Here is a 13,179-nt window from a genome sequence, read left to right as displayed (position 1 = left end):
CTCCCGCCGGGCCTACGCCGGCATGACGTCGGAGCAGGCGGCGCTCGCGCACGAGGAGCACCGGCAGATCCTCAAGGTGCTCACCGGCCTGCTGCTCGGGATGTTCGTCGCCAACCTCTCCGGCACCATCGTGGGCAACGCGCTTCCGGTGATCGTCGGCGAGATCGGGGGGACCCAGCAGCAGTACACCTGGATCGTCACCTCGACGATCCTCGCCTCGACGGCGATCACCCCGATCGCCGGGAAGCTGGCCGACCTCTTCGACAAGAAGAAGCTGCTGCTCGGCTCGCTCGCGCTCTTCGCGCTCGGCTCGCTGGTGGCCGGCATGTCGACCTCCGCGGGCATGCTCATCGCCGTCCGGGTGATCCAGGGCATCGGGATGGGCGCCAACATGGTGCTCACCCAGATCATCATCGCCACGATCATCCCGCCGCGGCAGCGCGGCCGGTACAACGGCTACATGGGCGCCGTCATCGCCCTGGCGACCGTGTCCGGGCCCCTCGTCGGCGGCCTCATCGTGGACCTCCCGTGGCTCGGCTGGCGCTGGTGCTTCTGGGTGGCGATCCCCTTCGTGGCGGCCGCGTTCGCCGTGCTCTGGAAGAACCTCCACGTGCCCGGCCGCGGCCGTCCGGGTGCGAAGGTCGACTGGGCCGGCGCGGCCCTCATCTCCCTGTCCGCCACGCTGCTGCTCATCTGGGTCTCGTTCGCCAACCACGAGTTCGCCTGGATGTCCTGGCAGACGGCGGCGATGCTCACCGGCGCCGTGGTCGCCGCGCTGGCGTTCGTCCTGGTCGAGCGGCGCGTCAGCGAGCCGGTGGTGCCGCTGCACATCCTCACCGAGCGGACCACGGCGCTGGCGGTCGTGGCGAGCCTCGCCGTCGGCACCGCGATGTTCGGGACGATGATCTTCCTGGGCCAGTACTTCCAGATCGGCCGCGGGTACAGCCCGACGATCGCCGGCTGGCTGGGCCTGCCGCTCATGGGTGGCCTGCTGATCTCCTCCACGGTGTCCGGGAACCTGGTCACGCGGAGCGGGCGGTGGAAGCCCTACGTCGTCGGCGGCGTGGCGCTCCTGGCTGCAGGCATGGGGCTCATGGCCACCGTCGGCGCGACCACCCCGCTGTGGGCGGTGAGCCTGTACCTGCTCCTCGCCGGGCTCGGCCTCGGCGCGTCCATGCAGAACCTGGTGCTGGCGGTGCAGAACACCGTGGACGTCGGCAACGTCGGCGCCGCCACCTCGACCGTGACGTTCTTCCGCAGCCTCGGCGGCGCGGTCGGCATCCAGGTGCTCGGCGCGGTCTACGCCGCCCGGGTCACCTCGCTGACCCTCGCCGGGTACGCGGAGCGCGGCATCGACGTGACCGAGCTCGACTCCTCCACCTCCTCCCTCGACCTCTCCGCGCTGCCGGCGGACATGGCCGAGGTGGTTCGCGAGGCGTACGGCGACGGCATCGGCATGGTCTTCGCCGGGGCGGCGCTGATCGCGGCGGTGGGCCTGGTCGCCGTCGCCTTCATGCGTGGCACCGAGCTGCGCTCCACCTGGGAGGTCCCCGCCGCCGCGCGCGAGGTCATCGAGGCCGACGCCGGCCCCGGGACGACGGCGGCACCCGGGGACGTCACGCCCGCCACCACAGCCATGGTCGACCGGAGCGGCGAGACGGGACGCACCGCGGACGACGGCGGAACCGGGCCGGCGTCGCCGGACCTGGAGCAGGTCGGTCGCTGAGATCCGTAGGGTCAGGCTCCGCCGTCGACGCCCAGACGGGCGTCCGCCCACTCGATCGCGCTGCGGGTGTAGTACTCCCGGCCCGGCTGGGGGGAGAGCGCGAGGTCGTGGATGCCGCCCGGCACCTGGAGGATCGTGACGTCCTCCCCGATCATGGGCGCCCGGCTGATCATCTGGCGCACGTCGAGGACCACGTCGGAGGTCGACAGGTCCGCCGGCCCGGGGTGCTTGCTGTCCCCGGACCGCGTGGAGCAGCACAGGAGCACGGGCACCGAGACCTCGAGCCCTCGGCCGATCTCGGCCTGGGCGCGGCGGACCGTGCGGACGAACCCGGCGCGGGCGGGGAAGCCCTCGTGGGGCTTCAGCGACAGGTCGTACTCCCAGTCACCGCCGGTGCCGGTGTGCAGGTACCTGCCGTAGGCCTGGCTGAGCGAGCCCACCGGGAGGCTCGGCAGCCAGGCCCCGAGCTTGTCGACGATCTCGGTGACCGGGACCCGGGTGAACCAGCCGGAGTTGAGGTCCAGCCACGGGGAGTTGAGGACGACGGCGTCCACGCTTCCGGGGTGGTCGGCCGCCCAGAGCACTGCCTGCAGGCCGCCGGTCGAGTGCCCGAGGAGGACCACGGGGCGCGGGCCGCCCTCCCGGATGATCGCGAGGGCCTTGCCGATCTCCTCGTCCTGCACGCGCAGGTCACGGATGTCGTCCGGGCGCGGGTGCCCGTTCGTGGAGCGGCCGGAGCGGCGCATGTCCAGGCCGTAGAAGTCGTAGCCGGCGTCGATCCACGCCTGGGCGTGCTCGGCCTGGAAGAAGTAGTCGACGAACCCGGGCAGGTAGAGCACAGCTCGGGTCGCGGAGCCGGCGTCCCTCTGGTGGACGAGCGTCGCGACGTCCGGGGCGCCGGGCTCCTCCCCGCCGTCGAGACGGTCGCCGAGCGGGATCGTGCGCGCCACCCACGGCGGACCCAGCAGGTCGTCGTCGACGGGCGGGGGCGCGGCTGCGGGCTGGGCGTCGTAGCTCATGGCCCGATCATGTCAGCAGGACCGCCGGTGCGGTCAGCCGCGGCCGCGCGGACCGGTCCGGCAGGTGGACGCGGCCAGGGCCCGGTCTCAGCATGCGGCCTTGGGCCGGGCGCGACCCCGCCCCGCCCGGGCCGCACCGTACGATCGCCGGACACCATCCAGAGCAGCCGAGAGATCTGGCTCGACGACGCTGCAGCAACCTCCCACCTGCGTGTGGGGAAGGGTGCTTCCGCCAGGACCGATGGAGGAGCGCGACATGTCCGACCTGCCTGCCTGTCCGTCCGAGCCTTTCTGTCCGCCGGACCTGCCGCGGCCCGCGGTCGACCCCGCGGGCCTGCGCCCCGGCACCCTCGCGGTGCGCGGCGGGCAGTACCGCAGCGCGTTCCAGGAGACCTCCGAGGCGCTCTACCTCACCCAGGGCTTCGTCTACGACCGCGCCGCCGAGGCCGAGGCGGCGTTCGCCGAGGAGATCGAGCGCTACACCTACTCGCGCTACACCAACCCCACCGTCACCACCTTCGAGGAGCGGCTCGCCCTCATCGAGGGGGCCGAGGACTGCTACGCGACGTCGACCGGCATGTCAGCCGTCTTCACCGCCCTCGCGGCGCTGGTGAGCAGCGGCTCGCGCATCGTGGCGGCCCGGGAGCTGTTCGGCTCCACCCTGTGCGTCTTCGACGACGTCCTGGCGCGGTGGGGCGTGCGGACCGACTACGTCACCGGCACCGACCTCGACCAGTGGGCCGCGGCGCTCGCCACCCCCGCCGACGTCGTTTTCCTCGAGTCGCCGTCCAACCCGATGCAGGACGTCCTCGACCTGCCCGCGATCGCCCGCCTCGCCCACGCCGCCGGCGCGACGGTCGTCGTGGACAACGTCTTCGCCACCCCGGTGCTGCAGCGGCCGCTCGAGCTCGGCGCCGATGTCGTCGTCTACTCCGCGACCAAGCACATCGACGGCCAGGGCCGGGTCATGGGCGGCGCGATCCTCGGCGCGCGCGAGCTGGTGCGCGGGCCCGTGCAGTCCCTGATCCGCAGCACCGGCCCCAACCTCGCGCCGTTCAACGCGTGGGTGCTCGCCAAGGGGCTGGAGACGCTGCCGCTGCGGGTGCGCGCGCAGACCGCCACGGCGCTGGAGCTGGCGCGGTGGCTCCAGGAGCAGCCGGGCGTGGCCTCGGTGCGCTACCCGTTCCTCGCCTCCCACCCGCAGCACGACCTCGCGCGGGCGCAGATGAGCGGGGGCGGGACGGTCGTCACGTTCACCCTCGACGGCTCCGGGCTCGCCAGCGCGGACCCGGCCGCCCGAGCCGACGTCGAGCGCACGTTCGCCTTCCTCGACGCCCTGCGCGTGGTGGACATCTCCAACAACCTCGGCGACGCGAAGTCGATGGTCACGCACCCGGCGACGACGACGCACCGCCGGGTCGACCCGGGCACCCGCGACGCGCTCGGCATCCTCCCGACCACCGTGCGGTTCTCCGTGGGGCTCGAGGACGTCGAGGACCTCCGGGAGGACCTGGACGCGGCGCTCGCTGTCTTCCGTGGCGTGCGGGGCGCGCAGGGGCGGGTGCCGGCCGTCGCCGGCTGAGGCGGCTGAGGCGGCGCGCCGGGTTCCCGTTGCCCGCCGCCGGGGCGGGCGCAAGGATCTGGTGTGGCCGCGGACGTGACGGAACAGCTCGGAGACCTCCTGCCGGACGTCTTCCGCGCGATCGACCTCACCGGCGTGCTCCTCAACGGGGTGCTGGGCGGGACCATCGCGCGTCAGCGCCGCTTCGACCTCGTGGGCTTCGCGATCCTCGCGATCGTGTCCGCGCTCGGCGGCGGCATGCTGCGCGACACCCTCCTGCAGGCGGGCCCGCCGGTGGCCCTGACGGACCCGTACTACCTCGGCACCGCCCTGGCGGGCGCCGTCGTCGCCTTCTTCGTCCCGCTGGGCGGGCGGTGGTGGAACCGGACGTTCCTGCTGGCCGACGGCGTCGTGCTGGGCTGCTGGGCCGCCACCGGGACGGCCAAGGCGCTCGCGGCCGGCCTCGGTGCGCTCCCGGCGGTCCTCCTCGGGGTGACCACCGCCGTCGGCGGCGGCATGATCCGCGACGTCGTCGTCGGGCAGGTGCCGTCCATCTTCGGCGGCAACACCCTCTACGCGACGTCGGCCGTGTTCGCCTGCCTGGCGATGACCGCCCTGTACTCCTGGGGGTACGAGACGGCGGGGATGGTCGCCGCGATCGTGGTGGGCGCCGGCGTGAGCATCCTGGCGCACTGGCGCCGCTGGGTCCTCCCCGACGCGGAGGCGGTCCGGCTGCCCGTCCCGAGCCGGCTGCAGCGCTGGTGGCGGCGGCACCTGCCGCGGGAGCCCGGCTGAGGCGACCCCGGCGTCAGTCGACGACGCCGTAGAGGCGGTCGCCCGCGTCGCCGAGGCCGGGGACGATGTACTTGTGCTCGTTGAGCCGCTCGTCGACGGCGGCCGTGACGATGGTGACGTCGCCGCGCTCACCGATCGCCTCGTCGAGCGTGCGCAGGCCCTCCGGGGCCGCGAGCAGGCAGATGGCGGTGACGTCCCGCGCGCCCTTCTCCAGGAGGTAGTCGATGGCCGCGACGAGCGTGTGACCGGTGGCGAGCATCGGGTCGAGCACGAAGCACTGGCGGCCCGAGAGGTCGTCGGGCAGGCGGTTGGCGTAGGTGATCGCCTCGTAGGTCTTCTCGTCGCGCTGCAGCCCGAGGAAGCCCACCTCCGCCGTCGGGAGCAGCCGCGTCATGCCCTCGAGCATGCCCAGGCCCGCCCGCAGGATCGGCACCACGATCGGGCGCGGCGAGGCGAGGTGCGTGCCCGTCGTCGTCGCCACCGGGGTGGTCACCTGGATCTGGGTCACCCGGACGTCGCGCGTGGCCTCGTAGGCCAGGAGGGTGACGAGCTCGTCCACGAGGAGCCGGAACGTCGGGGACTCTGTGGTCTCGTCGCGCAGGACGGTCAGCTTGTGGGCGATCAGCGGGTGGTCCGCGACGTGCAGGCGCATGCGCCCAACGTACCGTCCGTCGCCCGGCCCGCCGCACGGCGTGCGCCATCATGGCTCCCATGACCGCCACGGGCCCGGGTGCCGCGCCGCCGACCGACGCGGTGCTCGACGACGCGATGCGGCTCGCCCTGGAGCTGGCACGCGAGGCGGTCGGCGACGGCGACGTCCCGGTCGGTGCCGTCGTCCTCGCGCCCGACGGCTCCGTCGTCGGGCGGGGCCGGAACCGGCGTGAGGCCGACGGCGACCCCACCGCCCACGCCGAGATCCTCGCCCTGCGGGAGGCGGCCGCCGCCCTGGGGACGTGGCGGCTGGAGGGCTGCACGCTGGTGGTCACGCTCGAGCCGTGCACGATGTGCGCGGGCGCGATCGTGCTGGCGAGGGTGGAGCGGGTGGTCCTCGGTGCCTGGGACCCCAAGGCCGGCGCGACGGGGTCCGTGCGCGACGTCGTGCGCGACTCCCGCCTGAACCACCGGGTCGAGGTGGTCGCCGGGCTGCGCGGGGAGGAGAGCGCCCGGTTGCTGCGGGAGTTCTTCGGCGAGCGCCGCTGACCGTGCAGCCGCCGCTCTCGCGGTGGCCGTGGCTCGGTGCCCGCGCCAGACTGGCCCCATGGTCCGCCGTCGCATCGTCGTCCACGGCCGGGTGCAGGGCGTGGGGTACCGCTACTCCTGCGAGGCGGTCGCGGAACGTCTCGGGGTGAGCGGCTGGGTGCGCAACAAGGACGACGGCACGGTCGAGGTCGTCGCAGAGGGCGACCGTTCCGCCGTCGACTCGTTGCTCGAGTGGTGCCGGCAGGGACCGCGGCACGCCGACGTCGCCCGGGTCGAGGTGCACGAGGAGGAGCCCGAGGGGCTGGGCGGCTTCGTGAGCTACTGATGCCGGGAGAATGACGGGCGTAATATCGGAGCGTTCCGTGAAAAACGATGGACGCAGCGCCGGTCGTGCCGGGGGAGGAAGTGCTCGTGAAGAAGACGCAGCGCACCGAGTGGGACCCGCGATCCCCTGAGGTGCTGTCCGACCAGGTCGCCGCCTACGACGAGATGCGCGCGAGATGCCCGGTCGCCCACAGCCCGTACGGGAACTGGACCGCCTTCCGGCACGAGGACGTGGTGGGGATCCTGGAGGACCACGAGACCTACTCCAACGTGGTGTCGCACCACGCCTCTGTGCCCAACGGGATGGACCCGCCCGAGCACACGAGGTACCGGCAGATCGTCGACCGGTACTACACCCCGGAGCGCATGGCGGCCTTCGAGCCGGTCTGCCGGCAGATCACGCGGGAGCTTGTCGCGGCCCTGCCCCGCGAGAATGACGTCGAGATCATGTCCGACCTGGCCGAGCCCTTCGCCAACCGTGTCCAGTGCGCTTTCATGGGCTGGCCCGACCGGCTGCACGATCCGCTGCGGCAGTGGACCAGGAAGAACCACGAGGCCACCCTCGCCATGGACCGCGAGGCGATGTCCGCCGTCGCGCTGGAGTTCGACGGGTACATCCGCGAGCAGCTCGACGAGCGTCGGGCCGCCGGCACTGACGCCCCCGCCGACACCACGACCGCGCTGCTGCGCGAGACGGTCGGCGGCCGGCCGCTCACCGACGAGGAGATCGTCTCGATCGTCCGCAACTGGACGGTCGGCGAGCTGGGGACCATCGCGGCCAGCGTCGGCATCATGGCGGAGTTCCTCGCCACCCACCCCCACGTCCAGCAGCAGCTCCGCGAGCAGCCGGCGGACCTCGAGCGTGCGAGTGACGAGATCCTGCGCATCAACGCTCCGCTGATCGCGAACCGGCGCCGCACCACGCGGGCCGTCACCCTCGGCGGCCAGGAGATCCCCGCCGGCGAGAGGGTGATGGTGCTGTGGGCCTCGGCCAACCGCGACGAGCGTGTCTTCGGCAACCCCGACGAGTTCCGTCTCGACCGCGACCCGGCGCAGAACCTGCTGTACGGCACCGGGATCCACTACTGCCCGGGGGCCCCGCTCGCCCGCCTGGAGCTGCGCCTGGTGCTGGAGGAGCTGTTCGCCGGGACGACGGCGATCGAGCCGGCCGAGGGCGCCCGCCCGGTGCGCGCGCAGTACCCGGGCAGCGGGTTCTCGCGCCTGCCGCTCCGCATCCGCTGACGCCGTCGCGCTAGGCCCCGAGCTCTCGCGCCAGCACGGGCAACGCCTCGCTGGTGCCCACGTGCACGCGGACCGTGGCCAGGTCGTCCCCCCGCGTCGGACCCCGGTTGACCACGGCGACCGGCTTGCCCGCCTTGTGCGCGCGGCGGACGAACCGCAGGCCGCTCATGACGGCGAGGGAGGAGCCCGCGACGAGCAGCGCCTCGGCGTCGTCCACGATCGAGTACGCCTCCTCGACCCGTGCGCGGGGCGTGTTGTCGCCGAAGAACACGACGTCGGGCTTCAGGATGCCGCCGCAGCGAGGGCAGTCCGCGACCCGGAAGTCGGCGGTGGAGTCGAGGATGACGTCGGCGTCCGGGGCGATCTCGAGGTCGGCCACGTGCTGGAAGCGTTCGCGCCAGTGCGGGTTCAGGGCCACCAGCGCGGCGTCGTGCTCGGCCCGGGGAACGACCGTCGCGCAGCTCAGGCACACCACGCGGTCGTAACGGCCGTGCAGGTGGACGAGTCGGCGGGAGCCCGCGCGCAGGTGCAGCAGGTCGATGTTCTGCGTGACGAGCCCGGTGACGACGCCGGCGTGCTCCATGCTCGCCAGCGCGGCGTGGCCGGCGTTCGGGCGGGCCGCGAGGAGGTGGCGCCAGCCCAGGTGGTTGCGCGCCCAGTAGTGCCGGCGGAAGGCGGGCGAGGAGACGAACTGCTGGTGCGTCATCGGGTGGCGCGGCGGCGACCCGGGGGAGCGGTAGTCGGGGATGCCCGAGTCGGTGGACATACCCGCGCCGGTCAGTGCCGCGACCCGGCGTCCGGCGAGAACCTCGACCACGGGTGCCAGGGCGGCTCCGACGTCGTCCGGGTCCGGGACCTGGCCGGCCGCGGGCGGCGCGACGGGGGCGGGCTTGATGACCAGGCGCGGCGCCGTCCGGGCGTGGGTCTGCGGGAACAGCTCGGCCACGCTGTGGTGGCCGTGCCGCGGCAGGCGGACGGGATCCTCGGGCTCGCCCACCTGCCCAGGCTACGTCGGCCCGGCAACCCGCGCGGCCCGCGTCGGCGCGCGCGCTGGTGCGCCACCCCGCGGAGATTTACCGTCCTGTCATGGACACGGAGCGCAAGGCGCCGGAGGACCTCTACGCACGCGGACGTGACGTCGTGACCTCCTACCTCGCCGGTGTGGACGTGACCTGGATGGCCGAGGACGAGGACCTCATCGAGATCCTCAACGAGGCGGGGGAGCACCGGCGGATCCGGGTGACGGTCACCGACTCGGCCGGCTGGCTGGTGCCGTGGGCGTACGCGCGCCGTCCCCCGACCGTGTTCCCCGACGGCTGGTGGGCGTTCGTCCGGTTCAGCGCCGACCCGGCGAGGCAGCCGCAGGTCTACCTGGCGCGCGAGAACCAGGTGCGCGAGCTGGTGCACTCGATCGTGACGGCCGACGACTTCGACGAGGACGACGCCGAGCGGGTCGAGGGCGAGGCGGTCCGCCTGCTCGACGAGGACCTCCGCCCCCTGCTGCGGTCCTGGCGAGAGCTGACCCAGGGCTTCTGAACGTTCAGCGACTACCCTCGCCCGCATGCGGTGCATCGTGGTGGGAGCGGGGGCGTGGGGCCTGCCCGCGGCGGCGGAGCTGGTCGGCCGGGGGCACGACGTGGTGCTGCTGGACCGGTACGGGATCGCGAACGCGCTCTCCTCGTCCTCGGGTCCGACCCGCCTGTGGCGGCTGACGCACCCGGATGCGGTGCGCGTGCGCCTCGCGCGACGCAGCGTCGAGGCGATGGAGCGGCTGGCGAGCCGCTCCGGGACGGAGGTGTTCCTGCGGCGTGGGCTGCTCTGGCGCGACGACCTCAGCCTGCCCGGCGTGGTCTCGGCGCTCGAGGCGGAGGGCGTGCCGCACGATGTCGTGGCGCCCGACGACGTCGCACGGTACTTCCCGGGGCTGCGTCCCGACGGTCGAGGGGCGGTCTGGCAGGACGACGCCGGACCCGTCCTGGCCGCGGCGTCGATGCGGGCCCAGGCGGCGCTGCTCGAGGCGGGCGGGGGCGTCGTCGAGACCGGTGCTGAGGTGCGGGAGGTGCGCACGACCCCGCACGGCGCCGAGGTGGTCTGTGCCGACGGGAGGACCTTCTCGGGCGACGTCGTCGTCCTCGCGCCGGGGCCCGGCGCACAGCCGCTGCTGGCCACGCTCGGCGTCGAGCTGGCGCTGCGGCCGCGGCTGGAGCAGGTGGTGCACGTGGGCGATCCGGCGGAGCCTGGTGCGGCGGACCAGCTGCCGTGCCTGTTCGACGGGCCTCGGCCCGGTGCTGGCGGCGGCGCGGACGAGCCGGGGATGTACTCGATGCCCACGCCCGGCGTCGGTTACAAGCTCGGTCTCGACCGGTCCGTGCGCGACCTGCTGCCCGGGGACGAGGACCGGACGCCGGACCAGACGCTGACGGGCCTGATCGTCGAGCGCGTGCAGCGGGACCTGACGTCGCTGACGCCGCGCGCGCTGGACGCGCAGGTGTGCTCGTGGACGATGTCGCCCGACGGCCGGTTCGTGATCGACCGGCTTCCCGGCGGCGTCGTCGTGGCGTGCGGCGACTCCGGCGAGGGGTTCAAGTTCTCCGCCCTCATGGGGATCGTGCTGGCCGACCTGGCCGAGGGCGCGACCCCGGACGACGACGTCGCGTCCTTCTCGCTGGAGCGCTTCGCCGGCGGGGCGGAGCTGCGGGAGCACTTGCTCGGGCGCTGAGCGGCGGGGCGAGGCGGCCCGCCGCCTACCGACTTACCAGGGACCGGGCGCGTACGGCCGGGTCCAGAGCGCCACCTGGAGGATCACGGCCTTGCGCCAGGCCTCGTGCATCGCGTCGATCTCCTCGGCCGGACGTCCGGAGCTCTCCAGGAACGGCCGCACCGTCGCCGTGATCGGGTAGATCAGGGCGATGAGGTAGCGCAGCGGCACATGCGTCGTCGACTCCACGCGGTCGGTGCGGTTCTTCTTGTACGGCGTGTGCCGCAGCCCGATCTCGTGCTGGTACGCGAGCCACTGCTCGTCCCACGGGCGCTCACAGGTGTCGCGGATCCACTGCCCGAACCGCCCTCGGACCGCGGTGAGGTACCTGCTGATCGGCTCGCCGTCGGGCCCGGAGAACTGCGCGAGCAGGTGGTGGTGGCGCCCGACGAAGCCGTACCAGACGTCGAGCACGTCCTCGACCTGGTCGGCGAGGACCTCCCCGGCCTTGCGCAGCGCAGCCTCGTCCTCGGGGCCGAACAGCACGCTCGCCTTGAGGAGGTTGAGCTCCTCGACGGACACCGGCGATGCGGTGGCGGTCTCGTAGTCGTAACCCGAGATGGTCGTCATGTCTCCTCCTTGAGCAGGACGTCCTTGAGTCGGACGGTACGCCGGGTGGGTGGGCGACGGAAGACCGGCCGGGGGCGAGCGGAGGGCGGGTGGTCGGGAGCGCGGACGGCCTCGGGGTGACGGGTCGCACTCCGGCCGGTTTGGGCGGTGACGACGCCGACCGGTAGCATCGTCCGGCGAGGTAGCGTGTCCGAGCGGCCTAAGGAGCACGCCTCGAAAGCGTGTGAGGTTAACAGCCTCCGTGGGTTCAAATCCCACCGCTACCGCCAGCCGAAGGGCCCCGGGATCCGGGGCCCTTCGTCATTCCTGCGATTGTGATCGGGACCTTCCGCTCTTGCCGAGGGGCGGTCGGCGGCCCACCGTGAAGGCATGAGCGGCGGGCACACGACCCTCACCTTCCTCGGCGGTACCGAGACGGTCACCGGCAGCAAGTTCCTTCTCGAGCACGAGGGCACCCGGGTGCTCGTGGACTGCGGGCTGTTCCAGGGGGAGCGCCGGTGGCGGCGCCAGAACTGGGAGGCGCCGGACCTCGACCCGGCCGGCCTCGCACACGTGATGCTCACTCACTGCCACCTGGACCACTGCGGGTACCTGCCCGCGCTGGTGCGTCAGGGCTACGACGGCCCGATCTGGATGAGCGAGGGCACTCAGGCACTCACCGAGATCGTCCTCCGCGACAGCGCGCTCCTGCAGGAGCGGGACGCCGAGGACGCCCGTCGCGACGGGTACTCGCGGCACGACCCGCCGTTGCCGCTCTACACGGTGGCGGACGCAGAGCAGGCTATCCGGCAGTTCCGTACGCTCCGCTTCGACGACGACGCCGAGCTGGCCGGCGACGTGGGCGTACGACTGACGCGGGCCGGTCACGTGCTGGGTTCAGCGAGCGTGAGCGTGCGCATGGGTGGCGCGGAGGCGCTCTTCTCCGGTGACCTCGGGCGGCCGTCGCACCCGTTGCTCCGGCCGCGCGCGGTGCCGCCGGCTGCTGCGACCGTCGTCGTGGAGTCCACCTACGGCGACCGTGCCCATCAGGAGCCCGAGGGTCAGTCCCACGAGGCCCTCGCGGACGTCGTCCGCCGCACGGTGGGGCGCGGCGGTTCGGTGCTGATCCCGGCGTTCGCGGTGGACCGCACGGAGCTGGTCCTGCTGGTGCTCTCCGAGCTGATGCGGGACGGGCGGATCCCCAAGGTCCCGGTGTTCGTCGACAGCCCGATGGCGCTCGCGGCCCTCGACGTCTACCGGATGCCGGAGATGCGGTCCGAGCTGCGGGATGGCGTCGTCCCCGAGCTCGTCCACCTCCCGCACCTGGAGGCAGCCCGTACCCCTGAGGAGTCCATGCGCCTGAACAACCCGCGAACGCCCTGCGTCATCATCTCGGCCTCCGGCATGGCGACCGGGGGGAGAGTGGTGCACCACCTGCGGCACTTGCTTCCCGACCGGCGTAACGCCGTCGTGCTCACGGGTTACCAGGCGGCCGGCACTCGTGGCCGAGCGCTGATCGACGGCGCGCACGAGATCAAGATGCACGGTCGGTACCTGCCGGTCCGGGCGGAGATCGTCCAGGACGAGGAGTTCTCCGTTCACGCGGACGCCGACGAGCTGATGCAGTGGCTCAGGTCCCTGCCGGAGGCGCCGGAGACGTTGTACGTCGTGCACGGAGAGCCGGAAGCCTCGGAGGCGCTGGCCCAGCGGGTGCGTGACGAGCTTGACTGGACGGTCGTGGTCCCGCGCCGCGGCGAGCGGGTCCGAGTGGGGTGAACGTGAGTCTCACCGCCGGCTGAACGTCGGCCTTACCGCGACGGGTTGACGTTCCTGCGGCTCGGACGGTGTCCGGGTGGCTCTTCGCCGGCCCGGCCGCACTCAGAAGGGTGGTGGGTCGTCGTTCTCGTCGTGGAGGGGTTCGGGCTGGGCGTGGTGGGGGTGGTGGACGGCGATGAGGGTGACGGTGCCGTTGGGTTCGCGCCGGTAGGTGTGCCCGGAGGGGGTG

13 protein-coding genes, 1 tRNA gene and 1 riboswitch are annotated in these 13,179 nt (G+C 73.0%); of the genes, 10 read left to right on the top strand and 4 right to left on the bottom strand.

Annotation, left to right across the window (positions count from 1 at the left end; translation table 11 throughout):
* The first annotated feature begins 22 nt into the window (after positions 1–22).
* On the top strand, positions 23–1,726 hold the full coding sequence (locus ABD774_RS14400; RefSeq protein WP_486327324.1) for an MFS transporter: 1,704 nt from the start codon (positions 23–25) through the stop codon (positions 1,724–1,726).
* 11 nt (positions 1,727–1,737) lie between these two features.
* Here ABD774_RS14400 and ABD774_RS14395 read toward each other — a convergent pair whose 3' ends face one another.
* A complete protein-coding gene (locus tag ABD774_RS14395) occupies positions 1,738–2,745 on the bottom strand; it encodes an alpha/beta hydrolase (RefSeq protein ID WP_345042516.1) in 1,008 nt (335 codons plus the stop codon).
* A 151-nt stretch (positions 2,746–2,896) separates the two neighbouring features.
* Positions 2,897–2,993: riboswitch (SAM riboswitch) on the top strand.
* 8 nt (positions 2,994–3,001) lie between these two features.
* Between ABD774_RS14395 and ABD774_RS14390 the strand changes: the two genes are divergently transcribed.
* Complete coding sequence (locus ABD774_RS14390) at positions 3,002–4,327, top strand: O-succinylhomoserine sulfhydrylase (protein WP_345042513.1); 1,326 nt, start codon at positions 3,002–3,004, stop codon at positions 4,325–4,327.
* 63 nt (positions 4,328–4,390) lie between these two features.
* A complete protein-coding gene (locus ABD774_RS14385; protein ID WP_345042511.1) occupies positions 4,391–5,101 on the top strand; it encodes a trimeric intracellular cation channel family protein in 711 nt (236 codons plus the stop codon).
* Between the two features lie 13 nt (positions 5,102–5,114).
* On the opposite strand, the gene upp is transcribed toward ABD774_RS14385, so the two are convergent.
* Positions 5,115–5,753: a uracil phosphoribosyltransferase gene (gene upp, locus ABD774_RS14380; protein ID WP_345042508.1), complete on the bottom strand. Its 639-nt coding sequence runs from the start codon at positions 5,751–5,753 to the stop codon at positions 5,115–5,117.
* Between the two features lie 59 nt (positions 5,754–5,812).
* Between upp and tadA the strand changes: the two genes are divergently transcribed.
* The 3 genes from tadA to ABD774_RS14365 are packed head-to-tail and all read left to right on the top strand — an operon-like array spanning position 5,813 to position 7,867.
* Positions 5,813–6,301 (top strand): tRNA adenosine(34) deaminase TadA, encoded by a 489-nt coding sequence (gene tadA, locus ABD774_RS14375; RefSeq protein WP_425554561.1) that lies wholly within the window; start codon positions 5,813–5,815, stop codon positions 6,299–6,301.
* A gap of 58 nt (positions 6,302–6,359) precedes the next feature.
* Positions 6,360–6,626, top strand: coding sequence for an acylphosphatase (locus tag ABD774_RS14370; protein WP_345042506.1), 267 nt, complete (start codon positions 6,360–6,362; stop codon positions 6,624–6,626).
* A gap of 47 nt (positions 6,627–6,673) precedes the next feature.
* The gene (locus ABD774_RS14365; protein ID WP_486327322.1) at positions 6,674–7,867 is read left to right on the top strand and encodes a cytochrome P450; all 1,194 of its coding nucleotides are present in this window, start codon (positions 6,674–6,676) and stop codon (positions 7,865–7,867) included.
* A gap of 10 nt (positions 7,868–7,877) precedes the next feature.
* Here ABD774_RS14365 and ABD774_RS14360 read toward each other — a convergent pair whose 3' ends face one another.
* A complete protein-coding gene (locus ABD774_RS14360) occupies positions 7,878–8,693 on the bottom strand; it encodes a Sir2 family NAD-dependent protein deacetylase (protein WP_486327323.1) in 816 nt (271 codons plus the stop codon).
* Between the two features lie 260 nt (positions 8,694–8,953).
* Here ABD774_RS14360 and ABD774_RS14355 point away from each other — a divergent pair, with 260 nt between their 5' ends.
* Both ABD774_RS14355 and ABD774_RS14350 read left to right on the top strand, forming a co-directional pair.
* Positions 8,954–9,403: a beta/alpha barrel domain-containing protein gene (locus ABD774_RS14355; RefSeq protein ID WP_345042501.1), complete on the top strand. Its 450-nt coding sequence runs from the start codon at positions 8,954–8,956 to the stop codon at positions 9,401–9,403.
* A 25-nt stretch (positions 9,404–9,428) separates the two neighbouring features.
* Complete coding sequence (locus tag ABD774_RS14350) at positions 9,429–10,586, top strand: NAD(P)/FAD-dependent oxidoreductase (protein ID WP_345042498.1); 1,158 nt, start codon at positions 9,429–9,431, stop codon at positions 10,584–10,586.
* Positions 10,587–10,619: 33 nt separating this feature from the next.
* Here the strand turns inward: ABD774_RS14350 and ABD774_RS14345 are convergent, their stop codons facing one another.
* Positions 10,620–11,195: a protoglobin domain-containing protein gene (locus tag ABD774_RS14345; RefSeq protein ID WP_345042496.1), complete on the bottom strand. Its 576-nt coding sequence runs from the start codon at positions 11,193–11,195 to the stop codon at positions 10,620–10,622.
* 180 nt (positions 11,196–11,375) lie between these two features.
* Between ABD774_RS14345 and ABD774_RS14340 the strand changes: the two genes are divergently transcribed.
* Both ABD774_RS14340 and ABD774_RS14335 read left to right on the top strand, forming a co-directional pair.
* Positions 11,376–11,464 (top strand) — tRNA-Ser (locus ABD774_RS14340).
* 100 nt (positions 11,465–11,564) lie between these two features.
* On the top strand, positions 11,565–12,950 hold the full coding sequence (locus ABD774_RS14335) for an MBL fold metallo-hydrolase RNA specificity domain-containing protein (protein ID WP_345042494.1): 1,386 nt from the start codon (positions 11,565–11,567) through the stop codon (positions 12,948–12,950).
* Positions 12,951–13,179: the final 229 nt, after the last annotated feature.

The organism is Georgenia daeguensis (assembly GCF_039537705.1).
Classification (GTDB): domain Bacteria; phylum Actinomycetota; class Actinomycetes; order Actinomycetales; family Actinomycetaceae; genus Georgenia; species Georgenia daeguensis.
Note: the sequence above shows the minus strand (reverse complement) of the source record. Positions and strands in the feature narration are given on the sequence as shown.

Excerpts from the sequence above, each read along its gene's own strand:
- ABD774_RS14400 (WP_486327324.1), top strand. The coding sequence starts at position 23 with ATGACGTCGGAGCAGGCGGCGCTCGCGCACGAGGAGCACCGGCAGATC.
- ABD774_RS14395 (WP_345042516.1), bottom strand. The coding sequence starts at position 2,745 with ATGAGCTACGACGCCCAGCCCGCAGCCGCGCCCCCGCCCGTCGACGAC.
- ABD774_RS14390 (WP_345042513.1), top strand. The coding sequence starts at position 3,002 with ATGTCCGACCTGCCTGCCTGTCCGTCCGAGCCTTTCTGTCCGCCGGAC.
- upp (WP_345042508.1), bottom strand. The coding sequence starts at position 5,753 with ATGCGCCTGCACGTCGCGGACCACCCGCTGATCGCCCACAAGCTGACC.
- tadA (WP_425554561.1), top strand. The coding sequence starts at position 5,813 with ATGACCGCCACGGGCCCGGGTGCCGCGCCGCCGACCGACGCGGTGCTC.
- ABD774_RS14370 (WP_345042506.1), top strand. The coding sequence starts at position 6,360 with ATGGTCCGCCGTCGCATCGTCGTCCACGGCCGGGTGCAGGGCGTGGGG.
- ABD774_RS14365 (WP_486327322.1), top strand. The coding sequence starts at position 6,674 with ATGGACGCAGCGCCGGTCGTGCCGGGGGAGGAAGTGCTCGTGAAGAAG.
- ABD774_RS14355 (WP_345042501.1), top strand. The coding sequence starts at position 8,954 with ATGGACACGGAGCGCAAGGCGCCGGAGGACCTCTACGCACGCGGACGT.
- ABD774_RS14350 (WP_345042498.1), top strand. The coding sequence starts at position 9,429 with ATGCGGTGCATCGTGGTGGGAGCGGGGGCGTGGGGCCTGCCCGCGGCG.
- ABD774_RS14345 (WP_345042496.1), bottom strand. The coding sequence starts at position 11,195 with ATGACGACCATCTCGGGTTACGACTACGAGACCGCCACCGCATCGCCG.
- ABD774_RS14335 (WP_345042494.1), top strand. The coding sequence starts at position 11,565 with ATGAGCGGCGGGCACACGACCCTCACCTTCCTCGGCGGTACCGAGACG.